We start from the raw sequence: 26,486 nt of genomic DNA, 5'->3' as shown, positions 1-26,486 counted from the left end.
TCCTGGATCAGTACGCGCTGGCGTTGTCGACTTTGAAGTTGTAAAGCTGGCGGGCCGAGCCGTAACGTTTGAAATCGGCGGCCTTGTGGTCCAGTCCTGCCTTGTTCAGCAGCTCCTGCAATTCTGTAAGGTGCTCGGCGCGCATTTCTTTTTCGATGCAGTCCGAGCCCAGCGACTGCACCGAGCCTTTGACGTAAATCTGCACCTCGTACAGCGAGTCGCCCAACGCATCGCCGGCATCACCACACACCACCAGGCGCCCGGCCTGGCCCATGAAGCAGCTCATGTGGCCGATGCTGCCGCCCACCACGATGTCCACGCCTTTCATGGAAATGCCGCAACGGGCACCGGCATCACCCTCGATCACCAGCAGCCCGCCATGGGCGGTGGCGCCAGCGGCCTGGGAGGCACTGCCCTTGACCCGCACCGAGCCAGACATCATGTTTTCGGCCACGCCCACACCCACGTTGCCATGCACAGTTACGCTGGCGTGCTGGTTCATGCCGGCGCAGTAGTAGCCGGCGTGGCCTTCGATATCCACCGCCACGGCGGCGTTGATGCCCACGGCCAGGTTGTGCTTGCCATCGGGGTGGGTCACCCGCCATTCATGGTCCTGCACCTCGCCGTGCAGGGACTGGTTGAGCACGCGCACCGAAGTGCTGGAAAGGTCGATCGTTTTCATAAGGTTCTCCAGGGGCTCGGTGGCAGGTCAGGCGCTTTCGCGCTCCCAGACGTACAGGGTGGCGGGGGCCGGTTCCCAGACCTTGGCGTGCTCGATGCCCGGCAGGCTGGCCAGGGCCTGGTACTCCGAAGCCATGGCCACGTAGTCATCGGTTTCGGCCAGCACCGCCGGCTTGCAGGCAATCGGGTCGCGGATCACGGCAAAGCCGTTGCGGGTGCCGATGGCGAAGGTGAAGAAGCCGTCCAGGTCTTCCAGCGCGCCATCCAAAGCCTGGGCCAGGGTGTCGCCCTGCTGCAGGCGCCAGGTCAGGTAGCCGGCGGCTACTTCGGTGTCGTTGTCGGTCTCGAAGCTGATACCTTCGCGCTTCAGTTCCTGGCGCAGGCGGAAGTGGTTGGACAGCGAGCCGTTGTGCACCAGGCACAGGTCGGCACCGGTGGAAAACGGGTGGCTGCCTTCCATGGTCACGGCGCTTTCGGTGGCCATGCGGGTATGGCCAATGATGTGGCTGCCCTTCATGCCGGCCAGGCCGAAGCGGCTGGAGATTTCCGCCGGCAGGCCCATACCCTTGAGGATTTCGATGCTCTGCCCGGCGCTCATGATGCGCACGTCCGGGGCCAGTTCGCTCAGCGCCTGGCGGGCAGCCGCTTCGCTGGTATGCACTTTGAGTACCGCCGCGCTGGCGTTCTGGAACCAGTCCAGCGAGCAGCCCAGGCGCCCCTCCAGCTGGCCCATCAGGGTGGTCCAGGGGTAGTTGATGTCCGTGGCTTGCAGGGTCAGCTTGACCCAGCCATCCGCCACTTCGTCGCCGTAGATGGCAAAGCCTGCGCTGTCCGGGCCACGGTCGGTCATGGCTTCGAGCATGGGTTCGAAGAGTTTGCCAAGCTGGGCCTCCAGCTCGGGCTTTTTCAGGTACAGACCTACGATTCCACACATGGTGATGCTCCTTACTAGGCAGTGGGCGGTCGCTGTCGTATTGGCCGCCCAGGGGATTGGGGCGGTCAGAAGAACTCGGTGTAACGCTGGATTTCCCAGTCGGAGACATGGCGGCAGTACTCCACCCACTCCATGCGCTTGAGCTTGATGAACTCGTCGACGATCTCGGCGCCCAACACCTCGCGGAACAACGGGTCGGCTTCGAGCGCGTCGGCGGCTTCCTTCAGCGATTGCGGCAGGGTCTTGATGCCGCGTGCGGCAATTTCTTCAAGGCTGAGGTTGTAAAGGTTCTCGTTGCACATCTCGCCCGGCTCCAACTGGCGGTCGATGCCATCGAGCCCGGCGGCGATGATCGCGGCGGTAACCAGGTACGGGTTGCAACCGGCATCCGGCAGGCGGAACTCCAGGCGGCCATAGGGGATGCGCACCATCGCCGAGCGGTTGTTGGCTCCCCATGCGACAAAGGCCGGGGCCCACGTCGAACCCGACAAGGAACGCCCGACCACCAGGCGCTTGTAGGAGTTGACCGTCGGTGCCGCGAAGGCACACAACGCCGGGCCGTGGGCCAGGAGCCCTGCGGCAAAGTGGTAGGCCAGCTTCGACAGGCCCATGCCGCTGCTGTCGGACGCGTCGTGGAAGAGGTTCTTGTTGGTGCTGCTGGCCAGCGACAGGTGGAAGTGCATGCCATTGCCGGCACGCTTGGGGTCGGGCTTGGGCATGAACGAGCAGATCATCCCCAGGTCGTTGGCGATTTCACCGGCGGCCATGCGGAAGAAGGTAAAGCGGTCGGCCGACTCCATGGCGTCGCTGTAGGTGTAGTTGATCTCGAACTGGCCGTTGGCGTCTTCGTGGTCGATCTGGTAGATGTCGAAGCCTACCGGTTGCAGTGCCTCGGTCAGGCGCTCGAGAAACAGCCGCGAGCGCGACAGGCCCTTGTAGTCGTAGCACGGCTTGTCGAGGTTGTCGGAGGCATCCACCAGTTGCAGCTTGCCGCCTTCGTCACGGCGGAACAGGCTGAACTCCGGCTCCAGGCCGGTGTTCAAGGTCCAGCCCTTGTCGGCCAGGCGTTGCACCTGTTGTTGCAACACATAGCGGCTGTCGTAAGGCCAGGGCTGGCCGTTGACATGCCCCACGCACACCACCCGGCCATAACCCGGCTGCCACGGTACCGGGATCAAGGTGGAAAGGTCGCCACGGGCCATGAAGTCCGGGCCGTGCGGCTCCATGCCCATGCCGCAGATGGCGAACCCGGCAAAGCCGGCGCCCTCCTCGGCCACCATCTTCAGGCCCGAGACCGGCACCGATTTGGTCTTCGCCGAGCCATGGATATCGACGAACTGCGCCAGCACGTACTTGATGCCGTGCTGGTCGAGGGTGCGCTGGGTTTCTGCTGGCAACATGGGTTGAACACTCCTGGGTAAGGGGCAATGATTCCGCATGAGAAACTTACTTTCCTCACAGGAATGCAATGCGCTTGCCAAGTTTGTTCAGGGCGTGTCCTTTGCGGATCTGTGCGGGCCTCTTCGCGGGCAAGCCCGCTCCCACAGAATTCGACGCAAAGCCTTGTGGGAGCGGGTTTGCCCACGAAGAGGCCCGTACACACAACACAAAACCCAAGCAGGTTTTTCTGTTCTATTTATGGGAAACTTGTTTTCACCCGAGGAAAGAAGCAGCCAACGCAGCTGCTTTTCGCACTTTCCCAGTGCGAAATCTTTATTCTTGAACTGAAACCGTGCAGGACATTCGATGTCGACCGAAACCGAACCGCGCCTTCGCCTGGAGCAATACCTGGGCCTGCAGATCAAGCGCCAGCGCCAGGCCCAGTCCCTCAAGCTCGCCGACGTGGCGCGCATCGCCGGCATCAGCCAGGGCATGTTGAGCAAGATCGAGAACGCCCAGGTGTCCACCAGCCTCGACACCCTCAGCCGCCTGTGCGACGTGCTGGGCATGCCGATGGCCAAGCTGTTCAGCCAATATGACCAACCCGACGGCAATGCCTTGCTGGTGAAGGCCGGCGAAGGGCTGGAGGTGGTGCGCCGCGGCACCGAGAAGGGCCACACCTACCACTTGCTCAATCACGCCAGGGGGCCGAAAAAGAACTTCGAGGCGTACATGGTGAGCATGGATGACGCCAGCGAAGAGTTCCCGACCTTCGCCCACCCCGGTACCGAATTCCTCCACTTGCTGGAGGGCGAGCTGGTGTACCGCCATGGCAACCAGCTCTATCACATGCATGCCGGCGACAGCCTGACCTTCGACGGTGAAACCCCGCATGGCCCCGAGCAGCTGGTGCAGGTGCCCATCCGCCTGTTGTCGATCATGAACTACGGCGAAGAGTGACGCGGCGCAGCAAGGCAACTGCCGATGTCGCGATCAGACAAGCACACGTCGCCCGCGATCGGCTGACATGCCTGTATACAAAGATAATACACGCATCGACCAGCCCCGCGCCGTGGGCTGGCCGACGTGGTATCCGCGAGTAAGCAGCCTCGCTTCACAATTCCAACGCTGTGGCGCCTTTTTGCACCGGGCAGTTCGTCCGGGCTCATAACGATAAAACTCCCAGTATTAGAGACCCGTGCCGCGCCAGCCGGGAGTGTTTGCGCGCGCCACATTGTGAAGACTTGACTGCCATGATCGCGACTTCAATCCCCGTAGCCGGTGCTGCCACCGGCCACCGTAATGCCCTGCTCGTTGCCCACATCGCCGCTGTGCTGTTCGGCCTGACCGGTATCCTCGGTCACCTGATCGAGGCCGACGCCAGCATCATCACCTTCGGCCGCGCCACGTTCGCCTTCATTGCCCTGGGCTTTGTCGCCGGGCTAAAGGGTACGCGCCTGCTCGATGCGCTGACCTTACGTAACCTGCCAGTGCTGGGGCTGACCGGCGCCCTGCTGGCCACGCACTGGGTGACCTTCTTCATTGCTGTAAAAGTGGGTGGCGTGGCCGTGGCCACCTTGGGCTTTGCCAGCTTCCCGGCGTTCATCGCCATGATCGAGCGCGGTGTGTTCGGCCAGCGCATCGGCGCCGTGCAAGGTTTGCTTCTGCTGATGGTTACCGCCGGCCTGGTGTTGGTGGTGCCAACTTTCGACCTGCTGGACAAAGGCACCATCGGCCTGCTCTGGGGCTTGGGCTCGGGCCTGGCGTTCGCCCTGCTGACCGTGGCCAACCGTCGCAACGGTTCGAGCATGAACGCCATGCAGGTGGCCTTCTGGCAGAACGTGGTGGTAGCCGCATTGGTGGCGCCGTTTGCATTTACCCAACTGGGCAACACCAGCCTTGGGGGCAGCGACTGGGTCAACCTGGTGCTGTTGGGGGTGTTCTGCACCGGGCTTTCGCAGTTCTTGTTCGTCAAGAGCCTGGAAGGCCTGGAGGCCCGCACAGCCGGCATGATCATCGCGCTGGAACCGGTGTACGCGATCATCGGGGCGTGGTGGTTGTTTGGTGACCAACCAAGCCTGCGCATGGCAGCGGGGGCTGCTCTGATCGTGCTGGCGACCATCCTGGCTGCGGCGCGCAAGACGGCGACCGAGCAAGCCTGTTAATGCCGCCCTGAGCGGAGAAAATCCGCCCATTTGCGCACCAGGTAGTTGTGCTCGTCCATGACCGAGTTCCAGACACTGATGCGGCTGACGCGTTCGGTATAGGAACCGCCTTCTCGCACCTCGCCCTTCTCGATGAGCGGCTCGCCATCGCTTCCCAGCAGTTGCTCGGAAGCTGGCTTGCCTTCGTACCAGTAGTCCCATTCTGCGGCTGACAGATGGTCTCGGGCCCTGAGGGGATTGGAAATGTAGAACCCTTGCCGAGCCATCATTGCTCCAGGCCAACCCGCCAACCACCAGTTGAGATACGCGTAAGCGGCGTCCTTGACCTCACCGTCTACGGCTCGCGACAGCGATAAGCCGCCAAACCAGCCCCGGTAGCCTTCCTTGGGCACAGCTTGTCGGTATTGAACACCTTCGCGGTGCAGTTGCATGAGTGCCGGAGACCAGACACTCTCGATGTGTACGTTCGGGCCAAGCATCAGTTTGCCGGCCTCACGATCGTCCGACCAGAATGCCGCAAAATGCCCTTGTCGCTGGAGCTTGATCAGGATCCTGGCAAGCTCGTCAATTTCCTCCAGACGAAGGTTCGCAATGACATCGAACGTGGCAAGGCCCTTGGCCTGCACGGCCAATGCCGCGTCGAGCGCGCCTATCGCCGCATCGCTTTGCAGTGCAACGTGGCCGCACCAAGCCGGGTCGACAAGCCAGGACCAGCTTTCATTGTCGACAGAAAACCCTGGCGGCAGCAGATCAGGCCGGTAGGCGAAGCTGTCGACGTTATGGGTCAACGGCAACATGCTGATCAAGTGGCTTGGCCGATTCGCCAAACTCCCATCGTGCTGAACGAACAGGCGATCGCAAGGCAAGCTGCCCCCCGATAGCTGATCGTCGGCGTGCAACCTGCCTCGCTTCGCCAGGTCGTTGATCTCGTCCCACAAAGCGATGCGTCGAATATCGATGGGCTGGATCGCGCCCGCAGGCCAGACAAAGTCCATGCTATGAAACCACTGATCGTAAAGGTCATAGCGTTCAGGATGCATCAGCGCAATGCGCTGCACGGTTTGCACATCATGGACCTGATATTCAATGCGAATGCCCAGCTCTTGCTCAGCGCGCAGGCGAATGGATTCGAGCAACGTCACCGAGGTGCCGAGCACCCGCAATGTAACCGGACCACTCATGCCGCACGCCCCAGGTGCTGCAGGAATGCACCGAAGGATCTGCGCAACAGCTCGGTGTCCAGGTCTCGCACAATGATCACCAGGCGTGAGCGCCGCTCACCGCCTGGCCAACGGGTAAGGTGCACGGGAGCATGAAGGCAGTGCTGGACACCATGAATCACGATGGGTTGTTCGGAGTCGCTCACATTCAGGATCCCTTTGACCCGCAGAATTTGGTCTCCGTGGCATCTTAACAGCATCGACAGCCAAACCCCGAAAGCCAGCCAGTCCAGCGGCCTTTCATACTCCAGCGCACAGACGCGCGCACCGGCGTGCCGAGGTTGTGTGGTGGGCGCGAACAGCTGCCACTTCGCAACTTCTTCATCGGGCGCAAGGCTTCTCAAGCCCTCGCCCAAAAGCTGCTCGTCACCTGCAACAACGGAACTGGCGAGGGCCACCGAGGCAGACGGATTGAGTGCCCTAAGGTTGGCAAACACGTGTTCGAGCACCCCGGCACTTACCAGGTCTGCCTTGCTTACCAGCAGGCGATCAGCTGCTGTGACCTGCCCCAACCACTCGGGGTGAAGGCGCTCCTGCAGCGAGGCATGCTGAGCGTCCACCACCGTTACAAGCAGGCCCAGGTGATAGCGACCGCGCAATTGCGGGTCACGCTGCAACGTCGAGAGAATGGGGGCTGGGTCTGCAAGGCCTGTTGTTTCAAGAAGCACACGACGAAAAGCGGGAATTTCACCTCGACTGCGCTTGTCATGCAGGTCGATAAGCGCCTGTTTCAGATCACCTCGCACCGAGCAGCAAACGCACCCGCTCGGCAACAGAACGGTGTCTGGAGCGATCTCCTGTACGAGCAGATCATCAATCCCTACCTCGCCGAATTCGTTGATCAGAAGCGCCGTCTCGCCCATCTCTTCATTGGCCAGAACCCGCTGCAGCAGTGTGGTTTTGCCACTGCCCAGAAACCCGGTCAGGACATTGATCTGAACGCTCATGACAGCGCCTCCAGATGATCGAGAATTCTCGGGTCGAGGGGGTCGAGCTTACGATTCAAGATGCCCTCGGCCACCTGCCAGAGTTGCTCCAGGCCTGAGGCAATGCCCTGTTTCCCGGTAGGCCCCTGTACCAGATAGGTAGCGCCTTGAACGTCACTGACCTTGAGCCTGAACGGAGCAACAACCTGGTTGATCGAGGCGATGCGGCGCAAGCGCTCGCGCCGCGCTGGAAGGCTTGAATCAAGAGGGTCGCTCCAGTGAGCGTCTTCACCCATCAGGCCACACAGTCCACACATGACTCACCTCACGGCATCACATCGCCCGAATTCGGGTTGAGGGTTTGGCCGACAAACAAATTGCCGCCAGGCTCGCTGGCCAGCAAGACCGCAACGGGCGCCACCTCCTCTGCCCTGCCGAAGCGGCCCAGTGGCAGTTCCTTGGCCTTGGCTGCTTTCCATTCCTGGCTGATGCCATCAACCAGCGGGGTTTCGATGGGCCCTGGTGCAATTGCGTTGACCAGAACGTTATGTTTGCTGACCTCAAGCGCCAGCGACTTGGTGAAGCCGATGACCCCGGCTTTAGCCGCCGCGTAATGGGTAAGCTGGGCGCCGCCCTTGATGCCAAGCTGCGAGGAGACATTGATGATGCGGCCCCATTGCTGTTGCAGCATATGCGGCAAGGCACGCTGACTGGCCACGAATACGCTGGTCAGGTCGACGCGCAGCATGTCGTCCCACATTTCCTGGGTGAGGTCCACGCACGAAGCCTGGGTCAGCATGCCTGCGTTGTTCACCAGAATGTCGATGCCGCCAAAGGCATCCACACAGGCATCCACTCCGGCTTGCGCGCCTTCCCTGACGCCGACATCAGCGATGCACTCGATGACCAGAACCCCGCGGTCCCGGCAGTGGGCAGCAACGTTGGCCAAGCGCTCGGCGTTTCGATCACACAACACCAGCATGGCGCCAGCGTCTGCGTATGCATAGGCGATAGCTGCGCCAATACCGCTTGCGGCACCCGTGATAACTGCACGACGATCGTGTAATGCTTTCATTCTTGTTGTCCTTGTAAGCCGCAAGGCAAGCTTGCGGCTGCTTGAAACGTTATTCAGGCCAGCGGACCGTCAGGCCGCCATCGATGATGATGCTCTGCCCGGTGATGTAGCTCGACTCGCTGCCGCTCAGGTAGCAAACCAGATCAGCCACTTCGCTGGCCCGGCCGACGCGCCCCAGCGGGATACCTTTACCCGCCTTGGCCAAGCCATCCGCGCCCAGCGAGTTCTTGCTGTCGAGCGATTGCGGGGTTTCAATGAGGCCTGGGATAACGGCGTTGCAGCGGATTCCCCTTGCCGCAAGTTCCACCGCAAGCGAGCGGCAAAGGCCCGGCACACCCGCCTTGGCAGCCGCATAATGGCTATGGTCTTGCCAGCCATACACGCCACCGGCAATCGACGAGATCGCGACCATCGCGCCACCTTCGCCCATGTAGCGGCTTGCACTCCTGAAGGTGCGCATAACACCGGTCAGGTCGACATCGAGCATTTCATTCCACTGCTCATCGGACATCTCCATGAGCGGCGCCTTGCGTAAAAGCCCGGCGTTGGCAATGGCATAGTCAAGTCGGCCGAAGCGATCGAATGCGGCGCCAGCAATTGCATCGACAGAAGTACTGTCGGTGACATCCATCGGCATCATCAAACACTCGACACCGGCTTCCTCGACCCTGCGTTGTGTGTACGCAGGATCATGCGGGCCGCCTGCCAGATAGCCCCCCACCACACGAACACCTTTCCTGGCAAAGGCAACTGCAACCGCTGCACCAATGCCGCTGGCGGCCCCGGTGATCAACGCAACAGGTTGAGACATGGTTGACGCTCCTGTTTACTTTACGGAATGGGGTTCTACGTGGCGGGCGGCAAACATCACCACACCCGACAGGAAGCAAGGCAATGCACCAAACCACAGTGCAGCGCTGTGCCATTCGCCACCGGTCGTCAGCACGCTGGTAATCCCCAACCCGGCAACGATGGCGCCGATAGGCCCCATGGCATGCACAATCGCGCCGCCCGTGGCGCGAATACTGGTGGGGAAACTTTCGCCCATGAAGAACAACATGGCCGAGTAAGGGCCGGTAAGGAAGAACAAACCCAGGCTGTACAGCGCGACCACGGTAGTGAGCTGGCTGGGCGCCTGCAGCATGGCGAAGAACGCCACGCCACCGCACATCCAGCCAAGGGCTACGGTGTTACGACGCCCAAGCCGGTCACCGAGCCAGCCGTGGAACAGGTAGCCGATAAAACCAACCAGGTTCGACAACACCAGGATCCACAGAGAGTTCTGGAACGACAGTTGGTGAACACTGACGATGACCGACGTACCCAGAACACTGAACACCTGAATGGCCGACCAGTTGAGCAGGATTGCCAGGCTCAATACTACGGTCGGGCGCAATGCAACTCCGCGAAACGCCGCAGCAACACCCGCCTTGGCATGTTCGTCGTAATCCACGTGGTATTCGCGCGCCAGGCTGCGCGCAGCATCGTCATCACCTGCCTTGCGCAACTGGCTGATACGCTGGTGAACCTGGAACTGCGGGCTTTCCTTGAGCTTGCGAGCCAGCACCGCGACAACCAGAGCAGGTATGGCGGCAAAGATGAAGCAACCCTGCCAGCCAATGTGTGGCAGCAGCAGCGCAGTCAGGCCAGCCGCAATCAGCGCGCCCACCGGCCAGCCACTTTGTACCAGGCTGTATACGAAGCCCCGGCGCTTGATCAGCTTGGGGTCGGTCGAGGCCGCGTACACCTCTGTCAGGTAGGTCGCGTTGACGCCCTCCTCGGCATAGCCAAGGCCGGCGACAGAGCGCACCGCAATCAAGGGTACCTTGCCCATGCCGGCGCACACTGCGGTCAGGGCCGAGCACAACGCCGTACCGCCAATGGTGAGGATGATGCCGCCACGTCGGCCGATGCGATCAACCAGTGGGCCTACCACGAACGCGATTACCGCGCCGCCGACCGCAACCCAGGTGGCGATCTCCGCCTGCTCGGCCTCACTCCAGGTGAAATGCCCCCCCATGACCGGCAACAAAGTACCAAACAAGATGAAGTCGTAAACAGCAAAAACCCAAGCAAAGAAGGCAATCCAAGTCGCATATCTGACATCTCTGGATTCCAGTTGCACCGGTTTCCATGCCCCGGACTCAGTGACGGGCGTCACTGCTGTGGCTTGCGTAGTGGTCATATCGGCATGTCTCTTTTTATGTTGCACTTATGTAACGTGCGGACCGTACTGAGGGCTTAACGCTTGCGCGGGTGACGCCGGATGAAGTCGTCAGCGATTTCATCCATGGTGACGAACTTCACGCCGGCATGGCTTTGCATGTGCTCAATCAAACGCTCCAACATCAGCAACACTTGAGGGCGGCCGGAAACATCGGGGTGGATGGTGATCGGGAAAACCGCGTAGTCATTTTCGCGGTACACCCAGTCAAACTGATCGCGCCACATCTCTTCCAGGTGCCGAGGGTTTACGAAGCCGTGGCTGTTAGGTGATTTCTTGATGAACATCATCGGCGGCAGGTCATCGAGGTACCAGTTGGCCGGGATTTCAACCAGGTCGGTCTCCTCACCACGCACCAATGGTTTCATCCACGTGTCCGGGTGCTGGCTGTAGTCAATCTTTGTCCAGCTGTCCTTGACCCGAACGTAATAAGGATGGAAGTCGTTGTGCATCAAACTGTGGTCGTACTTGATGCCCTTCTTCAACAGCAATTCGTTGGTGACATTGCTGAACTCCCACCATGGCGCCACATAACCGGTGGGTCGCTTGCCAGCCAGCCGGGTGATGATTTCGATCGACTTGTCCAGAACGGCTTCTTCCTGCTCCGGGGTCATTGCAATCGGGTTTTCATGGCTATAACCATGAATGCCAATTTCATGGCCGGCCTGCGCCACCGCTTTCATTTGTTCGGGGAAGGTTTCTACCGAGTGTCCCGGGATGAACCAGGTTGTCCGCAGGTCGTACTTTTCAAAAAGCTTGAGCAGGCGTGGCGCGCCCACTTCACCGGCAAAAAGACCACGGGAAATATCGTCTGGCGAATCCTCCCCGCCATAGGAACCGAGCCAACCCGCTACCGCATCGACATCAACGCCAATGGATACAAGAATTTCTTTCGCCATTCTCTAAACCTCGTTGCTATTCATGTAGTTGTTCAATCAATTGCAGGCATGCACCGCCCGCGCTTCGAGCAGTTATCGTTCAACGCCTCGAACATGAGGCTCGATGGCCAAGGCAGCACGCAGTAACCGCACGTCATCGCCACTGAAGCTGGAAACAAGCAGGCTGGTAGGCATCCCCGCCTCCCCCGTCCCGCTTGGCATCGCAACGCTTGGCATGTCCAGCATGCTGCCCGGCATGGTCAACCGAAGCGTTGCCAGGTTGGTGAGCGCAAACAGCTTCGCGTCCTGTTCCAGGGGCGCGAGCAGTGGCGCTACGTGCGCCACGGTTGGGGTGATGAGGAATGCGCCGTCCAACTCACGTGCAATCTGTTGTTTCAATGCATCAGCGGCTTGATACAGGCGAACCTGCTGGCTCGCCGGGAACGCTCGGGCAGCCTCCAGCCGCTGGCGCACACGAGGATCAAGCTGCTCGGCATCGGGGCTATCCAGAAGCCCCTGGTGCAGGGCAAAGGCCTCTGCGCTGCCAAGCCAACCGATGTGCTCGATGGCATCCAGCGCTTGCGTGAATGCCATCACTTGTTTGTACTCGACCACCGCACCTGCCGATGCCAGGCGAGCAACTGCCGCAAGCAGGTTGGCCTTCACCTCTGGTTGAATGCGCGGATCGTCGAGCAGCTCACTATCGACACACAGTCTCAACCCGGCGACAGGCAGTCCTGGCGCGTCCAATGGCAGGCCACACGGATCGCCAAGCAACAGGTTGTCGACAGCGATGACATCACGAACGCTGTTGGTAATTGGGCCTAGGGCGTCCAGTGAGCGTGCAAGTGGCGTGACACCCACGAACGAATATCGCTTGCCACTGCTTCGATAACCCACCAGGCCATTGAAAGCCGCCGGCACACGTATCGAGCCTGCGGTGTCAGTAGACATCGCGATAGGCACAACACCCTGCGCAACAGCGATAGCGGAGCCCGATGACGATCCCCCGGGAGCGCGCATCTGACCGTTCGAATCAAGGTTCCCAGGGGTGCCGAAATGAGGATTGAGCCCCAGGCCCGAGTAGGCCAGTTCGCTCAGGTTGGTTTTGCCGATGCTTACCAGGCCGCCACGGCTCAGTGCCGTTGCCAGCGCGCAATCGCACATGGCAGGCGGGTTGGACAGGCGTACTTTCGCGCCGGCAGTCGTTACGCAGCCAGCCAGGTCGTAGAGGTCTTTCCAGGCTAGCGGAACGCCATCGAACAGGGACAAGGGTTGCCCTGCTTGCCAACGTTTCTGGGCAGCAGCCGCTTCACGCCGCGCTCGCTCTTCACTCATGCGAATGAACGCAGCAGGTACCCCCTGTGACGCCTGCAGTGTGTCCTCAAGGGCCCTGAGCGGGTCGGACGTTCCATCGGCAAATTTCCGGGCCATGGCGTGGGCATCGGTAAACATGATCGGCCTCTAAAATGTACATTTTATAAATACATACATTTGTAAAAGCATCGACCGTGCCAAGTCTTCAAACGCAGATTGCGGAAAATCATCGGAGCGCTCTGGCACTAGGGCGACAGGCGCAAGCAACCAATCAGACGCTCGGCTGGCTCGTAAAATGTATGTTTATTAAAATGATCCATTTTGGGATTTTTGGTAACAGCCTGCCCCAAAAACGACCACGCAGCTGTTACCGGCGCGCGATCACATCTCGCCTCACTTATGAGAAACTTACCCGTCACGCTTGATGAGAACAGCCTTGATGTCAGCGACACAGCCAATGGAAGAGCGTACGGCCTCACGCTACGAGACAATCCGCAATACACTGCGCGAAGCGATCCTCGGCGGGCAGGCGATTCCCGGGCTGGTTCTGGTAGAAGGGCCTTTGGCGGAGCTGTTCGGCACAAGCCGTGTACCTGTGCGCCAGGCACTCAACCTTCTTCACGACGAAGGCCTTATCCGCCGCTTTGATGGACGGGGCTTTCTGATCGACCCCGAGGGCACCTGCGAGGCCCCGCTTCGGGTGCCCCTGACGCGCAAGCTGCTTGGCCTCGAACCTCAGGAAGACCTTATCGATTATCGCCCGCTGGGCGAGCGCATCTACGACCACCTTGCCGAGACGGTTATCCGCTTCATGGTGTTCGGCCATTACCGCATCGATGAGCAGACTGCAGCGCAAGAACTGAACGTCAGCAGAAACGTTGTCCGGGAAGCATTGATGCGGCTGCGTGACAAGGGCCTGGTGGAAAAAGAGCCGTACGCCCAATGGCTGGCCGGGCCATTGACGGCCCAGGCGGTAAAGCAGGACTACGAGTTGCGCATACTGCTGGAGCCCGACGCCTTGCGACAGGGCATCGAGCATGTGCCTCGCAGCGAACTTGAAAGCATGTTGAAGCGCATCATCACGGCCCAGGAGGCAGGTCGACACGTCCAGCGGGCCGACATTGAGCAGCTTGAACAGGACCTGCATGTAACCTGCATTGCCGGGGTGAGCAATACCCGAATGGCAGCCGTGATTCGCCAGTGCCAGATCCCCATGAACGTCGGGCGAGTACTGCACGAAGCACTGCACACCAGCAATGACGAAGCGATGCTGATTGAACACCGCTTGATCTTTGAAGCCTTGCTTTACGGAACGGTAGAGTCAGCCTGTTCTTGCCTGCGCGACCACATTCTGAAAGCTCGCGAGCGAACCCTTCAACGCCTCAAGGTGCTCTCCGTGCTGCCCGAGCCACAAGTACCCGGTTACCTCCAGCGCATGGCATGACCGGGATGGGTCGGCACAGGCGGCTAAGCACCCTCAGGCAACACGCTGCGGTCAAGCATGAACGCCTGGTCACCCTGCGAGAAATCTCAGCGTTCACACCGTCATCAGGTTGTCGAAATCCCCGACTGTGATGGCTCGATCTGCTGCCTCGATTGGCTCTTTGAGCGTTCGGGTGCATGAAGCCTGTGTCTTTCTCTTCGCCGTCAGGACTGCGGCAGGCGTGCAAACTCGATCAATGCCTGCAGCGGTGGCGGTACGTGACGCCGACTGGGGTAGTAGATGAAAAACTTTTCAGGGAGGGCCTTCCAGCCACTCAGAAGCTCTACCAAATGCCCTTGAGCGATATATTCCCTTGCCATCTCCTCATACACGTAGGCAATTCCAGCACCGTCCTTCGCGGCCTGGATCATCAACGTGTCATCCTCAAGTATCAACGGCCCCGAGACTGCCAGGCGAATCGGCTGCCCCTCAGCCAGGTACTCCCACTTGTATAGTTTCCCGCTGGGAAAGCGCCTGCCAATGCAAGCGTGCTCAAGCAGCATCTGGGGTGTTTCCGGTGTTCCGCGACTCAAGAGATAGCGAGGAGAAGCGACGGTGACGAATGCCTGGGGGGATCCGACCGGGACAGCAATCATGTCCCCAGCGAGGCTTTCGCCGAAACGCACACCCGCATCGAAGCCCTTATCCACGATGTCGCTCAACCCATCGTCAGTCACCAACTCCACGTTGACACGTGGGTAGGCAGCCGTAAATGGCGCAAGTAATGGCGCGATAACGAGGCGAGCAGCAGGTCGCGATACATTCAATCGCAATGTGCCCGTGGGGATTTCCTGCCTGGAGGTCAGCTGATGCAAGGCTTCAGCGACATCGGCCAAAGCGGGGATCAACGTGGCCAGCAGTTGGTGGCCTGCTTCGGTAGGGGTCACGCTACGCGTGGTGCGGTTGAGGAGCCTTACACCCAGCTTGCCCTCCAATGTACGCATTGCATGGCTCAGCGCCGAAGCGGATACCCCTCGCTCGTCCGCTGCTTTTCGAAAACTTTGGTGGCGAGCCACAGCGGCAAACGCGTCCAGATCGGATAAGTCGCAAGGATTTTTCATGAAAAAAATTCAGCAGCTCAAACACAATTACCCATCTTATCGTTGCCAATCACTGGAAGGATACTTTGCTGATTCATCGACGTGAGGTTTCCATGCAAAAGAATCGGTTAGGTACATCCGACTTGCTGATTTCACCAATCGGAATGGGCACTTGGGCCATTGCAGGGCAAGGGTGGGAGTACAGCTGGGGGGCTCAGGATGACGGCGATAGCCTCGCTGCCCTGGAGTTCGCGGTAGAGCGAGGCGTGAACTGGATCGACACAGCAGCAGTATACGGACTTGGCCATGCCGAGACGCTGACTGGGAAATTGCTGCGCCAGATACCCCCATCGCGTCGCCCGCTTGTCTTTACCAAGGGCAGCCTGGTGTGGGATTCGACGACCCGTGAGATCTCCCATTCACTCTCCCCCCAGTCATTGATGACAGAAATCGAGGACAGCCTGCGTCGCTTACAGGTAGAGGTAATCGACCTCTATCAGATTCACTGGCCAGCTTTTCCTGCAGATGGGGATAGCGGGGGCATCGAGGATGCTGTCGCAGCGTTGGCCAAGGCGAAGGCACAGGGCAAAATCAGGGCAATTGGAGTATCGAACTTCGATGTCATACAGCTTGAGCGAGCGCGATCAGTCACTGACATCGCCTCCCTTCAACCGCCCTACTCCGCACTCATGCGCGATGTAGAGACGAAAATCCTGCCTTATTGTGCAGCGTCGCAGGTAGGTGTCATTGCTTACTCAACGTTGCAATCTGGCCTATTGACGGGAAGCATGAGCCGCGAGCGAATTGCACAACTGCCCGATGACGACTGGCGAAAAACGCGCAGCGCGGACTTCCAGGAACCTCGCCTGAGCAAGAACCTCGCTTTGGTAGACGTCATGGCAGATATCGGTGCCAGGCACGGGGTCGGTGCGGCGGCTGTAGCGATCGCCTGGGTTCTGCGTAACCCCGCGGTATCCGGAGCTATCGTAGGCGCACGCCGCCCCAGCCAAGTGGATGGTTTGTTAGACGCCACCAGGGTTTATCTCAGCGAGGCTGAAATACAAGAAATAGCCCCCTATCTACCTCAAGGCATGGGTACCAACGTACCCACCAGTGTGGCTTGATCGAATGTCGGCAGCCCTCTAACGCCGGGATGAGAATGTTGTTGCCGCTATGAAGCCTGTATTTCAGTTGAGTTGATGTTGCCTGCCAACACACAACTCAAGAAACCGCGCGGCCGCCCGTGACGGGGTAGCCGCATGCGGCACCAGAATGGAAAACCGACGCACCAGCGCCTGCGGCGTAACCTGCAGCCGGTGCAGCGCCCCATCTTCATGGCGAATGGACATCGCCGACACAAAGCCAACCCCCATCCCGGCCCGCACCGCCTCCTTCACCCCTTCCACCCCGGCAATCTCCAGCGCCACGCGCATCGCCACCCCCTCACGGGCAAACGCCCGCTCGACGATTTGCCGCACACCCGAGCCGCTTTCGCGCAGCACCAATGGGCAGGCGCCCAGTGACGCCAGGGTCTGCTGATCACTGTCAGCCAAGGGGTGGCCACGCGGCACGATGGCCACGATCTCGTCCTCACGCCACGCCGTCACTTCCGTGCCCAGCGGCAGCTCCTGTCCTGGCGGGCCTTCGATCAGGGCAATATCGACACTGTCCAGGGCGGCAACAATTTCCGCCGTGTTGCCATGTGAAGTGGTGACCAGCACGTCTGGATAGCGCCCGTGGAAATCGGCAATCAGGTAAGGCAGCAGGTAGCTGGCCGGCGTGGTGCTGGCACCGATGCGCAAGGTCCCGCGCTCCAGCCCGCGCATGGCTTCGCGCAGCGCCTGCGCCTGACGAAAGGTTTCACGCAGGCGCTCGGCATGGGCCAGCAGTTGCTCGCCAGCCGCCGTCAGCCGCACACCACGGCCGGCACGTTGATAGAGCGGCTCGCCAAACGCCTCCTGCAACAGCTTGAGTTGGCCGGACACAGCCGGCTGCGACAGATGCAGGGCCTGGGCCGCATGGCTGATGTTGCCATGCTCGGCAACGGTGGCGAACGTTATCAGCTGTTCTGGGGTCATGAATGAAAAATATCAGCTATTCGGATATTTGCCATCCTAAATTACGATTTTTTATAAGCTTATAACCAGATTAACGTAGGCCTTGTCGAAACACCTTTCCGGAGGACTCACATGGCCACGGTTCCGTCCAACCCTGCTTTTGCACCTACCCTCTCTACCCGAGGGCGGCTCAATGGCATCCTGTTCGTCGCGTTGTTCGCGCTCGCGGTCACTCAGCTGGCCGCCATGCCCGCCATCGCCAATCTGGGCATCAGCCCGCTGATCGTCGGTATTGTCGCCGGTGCGCTGTATGGCAACGCACTGCGTGACGGCGTACCGGCTAGCTGGGCGGCGGGTATCAACTTTTCTGCGCGCGGCCTGTTGCGCATCGCCGTGGCCTTCTTTGGCCTGCGCGTCAGCCTGCAGGAGATCGCCGAAGTCGGCTGGTCGGGGCTGATCGTGTCGCTGCTGGTGGTAGCGAGCACGCTGCTGATCGGCCTGTGGTGCGGCATGAAACTGTTCAAGCTGGACCGCGATACCGCCTTGCTGACGGCCGCCGGTAGCGCCATCTGCGGCGCCGCTGCAGTGCTGGCCTTCGAATCGGCACTGCGCAGTGCCCCGCACAAGAGCGCCATGGCAGTCGGTAGCGTGGTGCTGTTCGGCACCTTGTCGATGTTCCTGTACCCGCTGGCCATCAACGCCGGCTGGCTGCACCTCGACACGATGGGTGCAGGGTTGTTTCTGGGTGGCACTATTCATGAAGTGGCCCAGGTAGTTGGCGCCGCCAGTAACGTAAGCCCTGAAGCCACCCATATCGCAACCATCGTCAAGATGACCCGGGTAATGTTGCTGGTGCCGGTACTGCTGGTGGTAGGCCTATGGATCAGCCGTTCGCGCAAAACCGGCCAGGCGCAGGGCAATGGGCGTATCGCCATGCCTTGGTTCGCCTTCGGCTTCCTGGCCCTGGTGTTGGTGAACTCGTTGCAGGTGCTGCCTGGTAGCGTGACCCAGGCGGTGAACAGCCTGGACACCTTTGCCCTGACCATGGCCATGACCGCGCTGGGGATGGAAACCCGCTTCAGCCAGATCCGCCAGGCTGGGCCAAAGGCGCTGGCTACCGGGGCAATTCTCAACCTGTGGCTGGTCGGGGGTGGTTTGGCGATTACACTCGGCGTGCAGAAGCTGTTGGGCTGACTTGAGACCGGGTTGGCTTCTTCGCGGGTAAACACGCGAAGAAGCCAACCCGGTCTCAAGCTTTTTCACCAGCCCTCTCGTTGCCGCCCACATTTCTCGGTATGGTGTTGTCAAAGAAGGATGTTTTACCCGCACAGGAAAGACTTAGATGCCTCAACGCAATGTCATCAATGCATCCGTCAGCCCCAAAGGCAGCCTGGAAACGCTGTCACAACGTGAAGTGCAGCAACTGAGTGAAGTCGGTACCGGTAGCCTTTACACCCTGTTCCGCCAGTGCGCCCTGGCCATCCTCAACACCGGCGCCCATGTCGACAATGCCAAGACCATCCTTGAGGCCTACAAGGACTTCGAGGTAAAAATCCACCAACAGGACCGCGGTGTCCGCCTGGAGCTCCTGAATGCCCCGGCCGACGCCTTCGTCGATGGCGAAATGATCGCCAGCACCCGTGAAATGCTGTTCAGCGCCCTGCGCGATATCGTCTACACCGAAAGCGAACTGGCCAGCCAGCGCATCGACCTGGAAAGCTCCCAGGGCATCACCGACTACGTTTTCCACCTGCTGCGCAACGCGCGCACCCTGCGCCCGGGCGTGGAGCCGAAAATGGTGGTGTGCTGGGGCGGCCACTCGATCAGCACCGAGGAATACCAGTACACCAAGAAGGTCGGCCACGAGCTTGGCCTGCGTAAACTGGACGTGTGCACCGGCTGCGGCCCTGGCGTGATGAAGGGGCCGATGAAGGGCGCCACCATCGCCCACGCCAAGCAGCGCATGCACGGCAGCCGTTACCTGGGCCTGACCGAACCGGGCATCATCGCCGCCGAAGCGCCCAACCCTATCGTCAATGAACTGGTGATCCTGCCGGACATCGAGAAGCGCCTGGAAGCCTTCGTACGTGTCGGCCACGGCATCATCATCTTCCCAGGCGGTGCCGGCACGGCTGAGGAGTTCCTGTACCTGCTGGGCATCCTCATGCACCCGGACAACCACGACCTGCCGTTCCCGGTGGTACTCACCGGCCCGCGCAGTGCCGAGCCTTACCTGCAGCAGTTGCATGCCTTCGTCGGCGCCACTCTGGGCGAGGCAGCGCACTGCTTGTACGAAATCATTATCGACGACCCGGCGGAAGTTGCCCGGCACATGGTCGAAGGGCTCAAAGAGGTCAAGCAGTTCCGCCGCGAGCGCAACGACGCCTTCCACTTCAACTGGCTGCTGAAGATCGAGGAGAGCTTCCAGCGCCCGTTCGACCCGACCCACCAGGCCATGGCCGAGCTGGACCTGCGCCGCGAGCTGCCGCCCCATGAACTGGCAGCCAACCTACGCCGGGCGTTTTCCGGCATTGTCGCTGGCAACGTCAAGGACAAGGGCATCCGCCTGATCGAGGAACACGGGCCGTATCAGATCCACGGCGATAGCGCCGTACTGGACCCACTGGGCCGGCTGTTGCAGGCCTTCGTCGACCAGCACCGGATGAAGCTGCCTGGCGGCGCAGCGTATGTGCCGTGCTACCAGGTGGCGACCTGACCGACCCTTTCTGAAATGTAAGTTTGCCGTCATGCCCCTGTGGGTTGGCCATCGATAGCCTGAGTGCGAGATGACTGACCTACAGAGGTTCGACGATGAAAAGCTTCTTGTCTGGCGGCGTATTGCTGCTGTTGCTGGCTGGCCAAGCGCAGGCCTTTTCCGATAACCGTACCGAGCAACTGCTGGCTGAACACCAACAGGCGGTTTCGGTTTATGCGGCCAAGGCCGGCAAGCCGATGCCCACTGTCGAGGACTATCGCTATGGTATGAAACTGGACATTGCCAGTTTCGTGCGGCAGTCCGGCGACCCCAGAAATTGCGCCATTACGCCAAAGCTGATGACCTTTGAAGACAGCCAGGGGCGCTTGCAGACCATTCGCTACAGCGCGCAGTCACAGTGCATCAACAACAAATAGCTGTTGCTGCTCCTGCTTCCACGCGCAGTCTACTGACTGAGGTCGGCCATAGGCCGTTCGACAAACCGGATACTGTCCCGCCCACTGCGTTTGGACTGGTACAACGCCACATCCCCCTGTTCGATCAATGCCGCCAGGCTGGCCGGTGGCTGGTCGAACAGGTTGGCACCGATGCTCAAGGTGACCGCCTGCGGTGTAGGCACGGTCTTGCTGGCGTACTGCTGGAACTGTTCACGCAACAGCCCACCCAACTCCATGACCCGCTCACTGCTCGCCCCGCACAGCAAGATGACGAATTCATCACCGCCCAAACGCGCTGCCAGCGAGCGCTCGGGCAGTACCGTGCGAATGAGTTCGCTCAGGGCAATCAGTAAGCGATCACCCGCGATATGCCCGTGAAGGTCGTTGACCAGCTTGAAGTTGTCGATGTCGATCAGCAGCAAGGCCCCGGGTTGAGCCGGGCTCACTTCCTTGAAGAAATGCCCGGCCCGCACTTCCAGCGCGCGGCGGTTGTAGAGCGCAGTCAACGGGTCGCGCGCGGCCAGCCGGGCAATCCGCTCCTCGCGTCGATAACGCACGGTGCCGGTCATCGACAAGGCAATCAGCATGATCGCCATCGCCCCCTCGACCAGGGAAATCTGAATGATCAGCCCGCCAAAGGTGGCCAGGTCAATCAAGGTGCCCGGCGTGATCGCAATGACCGCCTTGGCCACGTAGAACAGCCCGTGGAGCAGCAACACATAACGCAGCTGCACCGCCCCCACGCTCAGCGACTTGCCGTGCGGCCGCAACAGGAAGCTGGCCTTCAGCGTCAGCGCAGCCACCAACAGCGAGTTGACCATCAACATCACCTTCGACCACTGCGGCCCCACGGGCAGCAAAAGCAAGGCGAACCACACGACCACGACCAATAACCAGGCCCGCGACAAACGGTCCTGGGTAAAACGCAACACGCCCATCAGGAAAAACCAGTGCGCAACCACCAACAAGCCATTGGCGAACCAGATGCCGATGAACAGCAAGCCGATCCCGCGTAGCAAGGCCAGAACACAGCCGACAGTAATGGTGGCAAAACCTGCACTCCAGAACAGCAAAGAGGTTTCGCGGACGCTGCGCCACTCAATCGCCAGGTACAACGCAGCAGCTGCTGCCAGGGCGACCGAGATGGTCAGCATCGTGGGTGGATCTAGCGCCATATACGCATTGGCCTATCTGGTTAACGAAGAAAAGGCCCGATTGTATGCGCTCGTGATGACTTTTCAGAGGGGGCCTTGCACGGTTGCCTGCAAATGATAGCCCAGCCCCTGTCGATGGCCGCGCCCAAGTAATATCATATTGGCATCAAGCCACCGTGCGCACCACTCAAATCGCAGCACGCTCGCCCGCTTCAAGCCCGGAGAGAAAACTTACCAGTTGCCGCCCGTGGGAACTCAGGCGCTCCCAGTCACGGAAACACAAGCGAAGCTCAAGGGTGGCCCAGCTTTCGGCCAAGGCTACCCGGCGCACAGGCAGCTCTTGCTCGGCGCGCACGGCGGCGGTTTCAGGCAGCATGGCGACGCCTGCACGCTGCGCGACCAACTGGGCAATTGCTTCGAAACTCGGCGCACGCACCCGCACCTTGAGGGGCATGGCCAGCTTCATCGCCATTTCCTCGACAAAACGCTGCATCGGCCGCTCACCCGGCAGGCAGATGAACGCAAAGCCCAAGGCATCGACCAGGCGTAACTGCTCGCGCCCGGCCAGTGGGTGGCCGGTGGGCACCAGCGTCACCAGCCGCTCGGTGCGAAACGGCAACGACACCACCCCCTCACTGTTCAGGATGCCGTCATACACACCGATCTCGCACTCGTTGGCAATCACCACCCGCAGCACGTCCACGCTCTTGTGCTCCACCAGTTGCAGGTCGACTTCCGGGTAGTCCGCCAGAAACGGCCCCAACACGGCGGGCAACAACGTGCTGTTGGTAACGGTGGACGCCGCCAGGCGCAACGTGATTCGGCGCTCACCCGAAAGTTCTTTCAAGGTGCCTTGCAATTTCTGCGCTTCGGCAAGCACACCGCGTGCCCCCTCAAGCACCAACCGCCCGGAAGGCGTCAGTTGCATGCCACCGGCATTGCGGACGAACAGCGCCAGCCCGCAGCGCTCTTCCAGCAGCCGTAAACGATTGCTGGCGGCCGACACAGCCACCGGGAAAGTCGCAGCCGCCTTGCTCAGGCTGCCCGTGGCAGCGATGGCAAGCAGCAGACGCAGATCCGTCAGGTCGAACGGCATAGCCTTCTCCAGAAACGAACACCCTGTTCGAAAAAAAGCGATTCTAGCGCGTGCGCCTTCTGTTCAGAATAACCCTGTCATTTTCTGCCGCGAGCCCCCCATGAACGCATTACGCAGCCTGATCCAGCGCCAGTTGCAAAGTGGTGCCCTCTACGCCGTGCTGGCGGCACTGGGTTTCAGCTTCAAGGCCATCTTCGTCAAACTCGCCTATGCGGCGGGCCACGTGGACGCCATCAGCTTGCTGGCAATGCGCATGGGGCTGTCACTGCCGCTGTTTGCCTGGCTGGTATGGGCCAGCCGCACTCAGGGCAGCTCGCCACTCAACCTGGGTGACGGGTTACGGGTCGCCTTGCTTGGGCTGCTCGGCTACTACCTGGCCAGCCTTTTCGATTTCTATGGTTTGCAGTACATCAGTGCCGGGCTGGAACGGCTGATACTGTTCACTTACCCGACCCTGGTGCTGGTGTTCCAGGCCATCGCCCTGCGTGAGCGACCAAGCCTGCGCACCTTGTCTGCCATGGGCCTCTGCTACCTGGGGCTTGGCATCGCCTTTGTCCACGACGTCAGCGTCGCCGGGGCTGGCAGCCAGGTGGTGCTCGGCTCGCTGTGGGTGTTCGCCAGTGCGGTAACTTACGCGCTCTATTACTCGGGCACCGGGATGATGCTCAAGCGTATGGGCTCGATGCGCCTGGCCGGGCTGTGCGGCACTGCGTCTTCACTCATGGTGCTGACGCATTACCTGCTGGTGGCACCGGTGGGGCAGTTGTGGCAGCTGCCGGGCGCGGTGTGGGCCAATGCCGGATTGATGGCCGTGTTTTCCACGGTGTTGCCAATCTACTGGGTGGCGCTGGCGATCCAGCGGCTGGGGCCTACCCATACGGCAGCGGTGGGCAACCTCGGGCCTGTGCTGACAGTACTGGCGTCGTGGGCGATTCTGAGTGAAGACATTTCGCTGTATCAGGTCGTCGGGCTGGCGGTGGTGCTGTTCGCGGTGTCGCAGCTCAACCCTCGGAGCAAGAAGCAGGCCGAGGCAGCCTCGGCCGAGAAGGCCAAAGCTGCGGCCTGACGCCCCGGCAAACCTCAGAGCACACGCTTGATCAACGGCTCCAGCCGGCTAAAGCGCAGCCGGCGCAGAAACTTGCGTACTTCCTTGGGATGTTCGGCCTTCACCCCCAGCGCCGCTGCAGAGCCGATTTTTGGCGCGTACCGGCGCAGTTCGTTCAACTCCGCTGCCCGTGGCGCCAGCCACTGCCCCTGTGGGTCATCGATGAGCAGGCCGTTCTCAAGGTCCAGGTTGAACCCGCGCGGGTTCAGGTTGTTGCCGGTCAGCAGCGAATAGCGCTGGTCGACCCACACGCCCTTGGCGTGGAAGGTATGCCCGGGATCGTTCCAGATCCGCACTTCCAGCTGGCCACGGGTAATGGCCGCGTGGCGGCGCCGGGCGAAGGCTCGCAGGTTGTCTTCATACAGATAAGGCAAAGCGCCACTGGCACTGAACGGCTCACCGGGGGCGATGTAGAAGTCGTTGGCCGTGCGGTCACCCACGATCAGCTCAACATGCACGCCCCGCTCCAGCGCATGATCGAGCTCGCGCATCACCACCCGTGGCGGGTTGAAATACGGCGTGCTGATGATGATGTGCGTGCGCGCCGCCGCCAGCAGGGCACACAGCGCCCGGTTCAACGGGTTGCCACGGCCCACGCCCAACAGTGGCACCACCCGCAACCCCTCCCCAGGCACGGCGGCCGGTGCCTCGTACGCCATGCGGCGCAACCGCGCACGCAAGCGCCGGATGTCGCCGCGCAGGCTACGGGTGGCGGGTGGTGCGGGCAAGTCGAGGCGCGGTGTGGCGGTGTGGTGCAGCAGGCGCCCGACCAGGCCGACCATGGCGTCGGCCAGCGCCGGCGACTGGAACAGGTGATAGCGGTCCAGGCGATAACGGTCGAAGCGGTGCAGGTACACGTTGTTCAGGCTGGCGCCGGTGTAGATCACACAGTCGTCGATGATGCTGCCCTTCAGGTGCAACACACCAAACAACTCGCGGGTCTGCACCGGCACCCCGTGAATGACGATATCCAGCCCGCGCAACTGGCGCTGAGCCTGGTACCAGGCGGCGTTACCCGGCTGGCGACCGGCCCCGAGCAGGCCACGGCGGGCACGGAACCAGTCGACCACGATGGTAATTTCCAGGCCCGGCCGCTCGGCCTTGGCCTGGTACAAGGCATCCAGCACTTCCTGGCCGGCCTCGTCTTCCTGCAAGTACAACGCAACGATGACGATGCGCCGGGTTGCAGCGCGGATGCGCTCGAACAGGCAGGCGCGGTAGGCCTTGGCATCGGGCAGCACCTGGATCGACTCGGGCGACATGGCGTAGCCTGGCAATGCCGCCAGCATGGATTCGGGGTTCACGAACGATCACCTTCTCTGTGCAATCACTGTCGGCCCTGCCAGCCGGCGGGGCCATTCCTGGTCGCTGCGCCGGGGGTGTAAGATCGACCCGGCAACGACCTATAACAACAAGAACCACGCGAGGCTGTATTTTCTCACTGCCCCTGACGAACTATGCCTCAGCTTGCACAGGAACAGCGCAATGGTCCACCCCGCTTCTGCAACCCCATCGCCGTCTATTGTAAAGAGTTGTTCCGCGAAGACCTTCGGCTTTCTGATTTTGCCCAATTTCACCACCATCGGCCTGGCCTCGGCGGTAGAAACCTTGCGCATGGCCAACCTGGCCGCGCGCAAGCCACTGTTTCGCAGTGTGCTCATCGCAGCAGACGATGCGCCAGTGACGGCCAGCAACGGCATGCGCGTCTTGCCCGACTACAGCATCGCCAACGCGCCCGCACTGGATGCCCTGCTGGTGGTGGGTGCCAACCCCATCGACCGTAGTCGTGGTAACCGCCCGTTGATCGACTGGTTGCGCCAGCTGGCCCGCCAACACATGCCTTTGGGCGGTATCTGTACCGGCAGCTACCTGCTGGCCAAGGCCGAGCTGCTAAAGGGCTACCGCTGCACCATCCACTGGGAAGACTTGCCGACATTGCAGGCACACTTCCCCGGCATCGTGATCTCCAGCCAGCTGTTCGAACTGGACCGCGACCGCTATACCTGCTCGGGCGGTGTGGCAGCCATGGACATGATGCTGCAACTGGTGGCCCGCGAGGTTGGCGGCCAGGACATCGCGGCCAAGGCTGCCGAGCTGTTGCTGTGCGACCGCATGCGTGGCGAGCGCGAGCGCCAGCGGGTGCCGCTGCGCACCCTGTTGGGCAGCGCCCAACCCAAGCTGAGCCAGGTGGTGGCGATCATGGAAGCCAACCTGGAAGAACCGCTGGGGCTGGAAGAGCTGGCCAGCCTCAATGAAGTGACCGTGCGCCAGTTGGAGCGGCTGTTTCACAAGTACCTGCAGCGTACGCCCAGCCAGTATTACCTGGAGTTACGGCTGTCGAGGGCGCGGGAGTTGCTGCTGCGCAGCGATGTACAGGTGCGTGAAGTGGCACTGGCTTGCGGGTTCAGTTCGCCGGCGCATTTTTCCAAGAGCTATAGCCGATTCTTCGGGTTGTCGCCGCTGGGGGAGCGGCGGCAGGCCTCTTTGCATTGATTCAAAGCTGTGTTTTTCGCACCGGCCCTATCGCCGGCAAGCCAGCTCCCACAAGGTCTCCACCGGTTTCAGGACCTGTGTTGTACCTGTGGGAGCTGGCTTGCC

General features: G+C 61.0%; 25 protein-coding genes. 9 read left to right on the top strand and 16 right to left on the bottom strand.

Annotation, left to right across the window (positions count from 1 at the left end):
- Positions 1-7: 7 nt before the first annotated feature.
- From A0O30_RS25760 to glnT, 3 genes are all read right to left on the bottom strand, one after another.
- Positions 8-682 (bottom strand): protein glxC, encoded by a 675-nt coding sequence (locus A0O30_RS25760; RefSeq protein ID WP_105948575.1) that lies wholly within the window; start codon positions 680-682, stop codon positions 8-10.
- Between the two features lie 27 nt (positions 683-709).
- Positions 710-1,615: a glutamine amidotransferase family protein gene (locus A0O30_RS25755; protein ID WP_105948574.1), complete on the bottom strand. Its 906-nt coding sequence runs from the start codon at positions 1,613-1,615 to the stop codon at positions 710-712.
- A 65-nt stretch (positions 1,616-1,680) separates the two neighbouring features.
- Positions 1,681-3,015: a type III glutamate--ammonia ligase gene (glnT, locus tag A0O30_RS25750; RefSeq protein WP_019097857.1), complete on the bottom strand. Its 1,335-nt coding sequence runs from the start codon at positions 3,013-3,015 to the stop codon at positions 1,681-1,683.
- A gap of 346 nt (positions 3,016-3,361) precedes the next feature.
- Here glnT and A0O30_RS25745 point away from each other — a divergent pair, with 346 nt between their 5' ends.
- Together A0O30_RS25745 and A0O30_RS25740 are read left to right on the top strand one after the other, a co-directional pair.
- On the top strand, positions 3,362-3,955 hold the full coding sequence (locus A0O30_RS25745; RefSeq protein WP_016715694.1) for a cupin domain-containing protein: 594 nt from the start codon (positions 3,362-3,364) through the stop codon (positions 3,953-3,955).
- Between the two features lie 293 nt (positions 3,956-4,248).
- Complete coding sequence (locus A0O30_RS25740) at positions 4,249-5,160, top strand: DMT family transporter (protein ID WP_105948573.1); 912 nt, start codon at positions 4,249-4,251, stop codon at positions 5,158-5,160.
- Here the strand turns inward: A0O30_RS25740 and A0O30_RS25735 are convergent.
- The 8 genes from A0O30_RS25735 to A0O30_RS25700 all read right to left on the bottom strand — a co-directional run bounded on the left by A0O30_RS25735 (position 5,157) and on the right by A0O30_RS25700 (position 12,938).
- Positions 5,157-6,341, bottom strand: a complete 1,185-nt coding sequence (locus tag A0O30_RS25735; protein WP_105948572.1) for a PotD/PotF family extracellular solute-binding protein — start codon at positions 6,339-6,341, stop codon at positions 5,157-5,159. The genes A0O30_RS25740 and A0O30_RS25735 overlap by 4 nt on opposite strands.
- Positions 6,338-7,327, bottom strand: a complete 990-nt coding sequence (locus tag A0O30_RS25730) for a GTP-binding protein (protein WP_105948571.1) — start codon at positions 7,325-7,327, stop codon at positions 6,338-6,340. The genes A0O30_RS25735 and A0O30_RS25730 overlap by 4 nt, the downstream gene beginning before the upstream one ends.
- The gene (locus A0O30_RS25725) at positions 7,324-7,623 is read right to left on the bottom strand and encodes a hypothetical protein (RefSeq protein WP_105948570.1); all 300 of its coding nucleotides are present in this window, start codon (positions 7,621-7,623) and stop codon (positions 7,324-7,326) included. The genes A0O30_RS25730 and A0O30_RS25725 overlap by 4 nt, the downstream gene beginning before the upstream one ends.
- A gap of 8 nt (positions 7,624-7,631) precedes the next feature.
- Positions 7,632-8,381 (bottom strand): SDR family NAD(P)-dependent oxidoreductase, encoded by a 750-nt coding sequence (locus tag A0O30_RS25720; RefSeq protein ID WP_105948569.1) that lies wholly within the window; start codon positions 8,379-8,381, stop codon positions 7,632-7,634.
- A 49-nt stretch (positions 8,382-8,430) separates the two neighbouring features.
- Complete coding sequence (locus tag A0O30_RS25715; protein WP_105948568.1) at positions 8,431-9,192, bottom strand: SDR family NAD(P)-dependent oxidoreductase; 762 nt, start codon at positions 9,190-9,192, stop codon at positions 8,431-8,433.
- A 15-nt stretch (positions 9,193-9,207) separates the two neighbouring features.
- A complete protein-coding gene (locus tag A0O30_RS25710; RefSeq protein ID WP_105948567.1) occupies positions 9,208-10,566 on the bottom strand; it encodes an MFS transporter in 1,359 nt (452 codons plus the stop codon).
- 56 nt (positions 10,567-10,622) lie between these two features.
- Positions 10,623-11,504, bottom strand: coding sequence for a polysaccharide deacetylase (locus tag A0O30_RS25705; protein ID WP_105948566.1), 882 nt, complete (start codon positions 11,502-11,504; stop codon positions 10,623-10,625).
- 72 nt (positions 11,505-11,576) lie between these two features.
- The gene (locus A0O30_RS25700; protein WP_105948565.1) at positions 11,577-12,938 is read right to left on the bottom strand and encodes an amidase; all 1,362 of its coding nucleotides are present in this window, start codon (positions 12,936-12,938) and stop codon (positions 11,577-11,579) included.
- Positions 12,939-13,239: 301 nt separating this feature from the next.
- On the opposite strand from A0O30_RS25700, the gene A0O30_RS25695 reads away from it, so the two are divergent.
- The gene (locus tag A0O30_RS25695) at positions 13,240-14,244 is read left to right on the top strand and encodes a GntR family transcriptional regulator (protein ID WP_105948564.1); all 1,005 of its coding nucleotides are present in this window, start codon (positions 13,240-13,242) and stop codon (positions 14,242-14,244) included.
- Positions 14,245-14,447: 203 nt separating this feature from the next.
- Here A0O30_RS25695 and A0O30_RS25690 read toward each other — a convergent pair whose 3' ends face one another.
- Positions 14,448-15,344, bottom strand: coding sequence for a LysR family transcriptional regulator (locus A0O30_RS25690; protein ID WP_105948563.1), 897 nt, complete (start codon positions 15,342-15,344; stop codon positions 14,448-14,450).
- A 92-nt stretch (positions 15,345-15,436) separates the two neighbouring features.
- On the opposite strand from A0O30_RS25690, the gene A0O30_RS25685 reads away from it, so the two are divergent.
- Positions 15,437-16,447 (top strand): aldo/keto reductase, encoded by a 1,011-nt coding sequence (locus A0O30_RS25685; protein WP_105948562.1) that lies wholly within the window; start codon positions 15,437-15,439, stop codon positions 16,445-16,447.
- A 63-nt stretch (positions 16,448-16,510) separates the two neighbouring features.
- Here the strand turns inward: A0O30_RS25685 and A0O30_RS25680 are convergent, their stop codons facing one another.
- On the bottom strand, positions 16,511-17,401 hold the full coding sequence (locus A0O30_RS25680) for a LysR family transcriptional regulator (RefSeq protein ID WP_105948561.1): 891 nt from the start codon (positions 17,399-17,401) through the stop codon (positions 16,511-16,513).
- Between the two features lie 111 nt (positions 17,402-17,512).
- Between A0O30_RS25680 and A0O30_RS25675 the strand changes: the two genes are divergently transcribed.
- The 3 genes from A0O30_RS25675 (at position 17,513) to A0O30_RS25665 (ending at position 20,512) form a co-directional block, all read left to right on the top strand.
- Positions 17,513-18,574 carry a YeiH family protein gene (locus A0O30_RS25675; RefSeq protein ID WP_105948560.1) on the top strand — a complete coding sequence of 354 codons (1,062 nt, stop codon included), beginning with the start codon at positions 17,513-17,515 and terminating at the stop codon, positions 18,572-18,574.
- A 148-nt stretch (positions 18,575-18,722) separates the two neighbouring features.
- The gene (ppnN, locus tag A0O30_RS25670) at positions 18,723-20,096 is read left to right on the top strand and encodes a nucleotide 5'-monophosphate nucleosidase PpnN (protein ID WP_105948559.1); all 1,374 of its coding nucleotides are present in this window, start codon (positions 18,723-18,725) and stop codon (positions 20,094-20,096) included.
- 95 nt (positions 20,097-20,191) lie between these two features.
- Positions 20,192-20,512: a DUF2790 domain-containing protein gene (locus A0O30_RS25665; protein WP_105948558.1), complete on the top strand. Its 321-nt coding sequence runs from the start codon at positions 20,192-20,194 to the stop codon at positions 20,510-20,512.
- Positions 20,513-20,541: 29 nt separating this feature from the next.
- On the opposite strand, the gene A0O30_RS25660 is transcribed toward A0O30_RS25665, so the two are convergent.
- The gene (locus A0O30_RS25660) at positions 20,542-21,687 is read right to left on the bottom strand and encodes a GGDEF domain-containing protein (RefSeq protein WP_177410314.1); all 1,146 of its coding nucleotides are present in this window, start codon (positions 21,685-21,687) and stop codon (positions 20,542-20,544) included.
- Positions 21,688-21,874: 187 nt separating this feature from the next.
- Positions 21,875-22,783, bottom strand: a complete 909-nt coding sequence (locus A0O30_RS25655) for a LysR substrate-binding domain-containing protein (protein WP_105948556.1) — start codon at positions 22,781-22,783, stop codon at positions 21,875-21,877.
- A gap of 100 nt (positions 22,784-22,883) precedes the next feature.
- Here A0O30_RS25655 and A0O30_RS25650 point away from each other — a divergent pair, with 100 nt between their 5' ends.
- The gene (locus A0O30_RS25650) at positions 22,884-23,849 is read left to right on the top strand and encodes a DMT family transporter (RefSeq protein ID WP_105948555.1); all 966 of its coding nucleotides are present in this window, start codon (positions 22,884-22,886) and stop codon (positions 23,847-23,849) included.
- Between the two features lie 14 nt (positions 23,850-23,863).
- On the opposite strand, the gene pssA is transcribed toward A0O30_RS25650, so the two are convergent.
- A complete protein-coding gene (gene pssA / locus A0O30_RS25645) occupies positions 23,864-25,192 on the bottom strand; it encodes a CDP-diacylglycerol--serine O-phosphatidyltransferase (protein ID WP_105948554.1) in 1,329 nt (442 codons plus the stop codon).
- Between the two features lie 181 nt (positions 25,193-25,373).
- Between pssA and A0O30_RS25640 the strand changes: the two genes are divergently transcribed.
- The gene (locus tag A0O30_RS25640) at positions 25,374-26,381 is read left to right on the top strand and encodes a GlxA family transcriptional regulator (RefSeq protein ID WP_105948553.1); all 1,008 of its coding nucleotides are present in this window, start codon (positions 25,374-25,376) and stop codon (positions 26,379-26,381) included.
- Positions 26,382-26,486 lie beyond the last annotated feature (105 nt).

The organism is Pseudomonas sp. LLC-1, from assembly GCF_002992185.1.
Lineage (GTDB): Bacteria > Pseudomonadota > Gammaproteobacteria > Pseudomonadales > Pseudomonadaceae > Aquipseudomonas > Aquipseudomonas monteilii.
The sequence above is the reverse complement of the archived record's forward strand: the minus strand, read 5'-3'. Positions and strand labels throughout refer to the sequence as shown.